Genomic DNA, 205 nt, shown 5'->3' with positions numbered 1-205 from the left:
ATGTTTCATTTTAGCTAGGACAGATGCCGCCTCTATCGTCTTGGCGCCCTTGATTGCCGCTTTTCCCGCCATGCCGGCCCCTTTAGCGGGAGGAAAGATCGACGCAAGCAGCATTCCGCCCGCGAGCAAACGGTCTCCTACAGAAAGGCGCTCGCCGGTAATCGGATCGTACTCGCCAAACACGCGCTGCACGTCGTACCAGCCG

At 59.0% G+C, this 205-nt stretch carries 1 protein-coding gene; it reads right to left on the bottom strand.

Annotated elements, in window-relative coordinates; translation table 11 throughout:
- A partial coding sequence (locus B4113_RS19275; RefSeq protein ID WP_201028613.1) for a pre-toxin TG domain-containing protein occupies positions 1-205 on the bottom strand: 205 nt, incomplete at both ends.

It is taken from the genome of Geobacillus sp. B4113_201601 (genome assembly GCF_001587475.1).
GTDB classification, from domain to species: domain Bacteria; phylum Bacillota; class Bacilli; order Bacillales; family Anoxybacillaceae; genus Geobacillus; species Geobacillus icigianus.
This window is presented reverse-complemented; position numbering and strand designations above follow the sequence as displayed.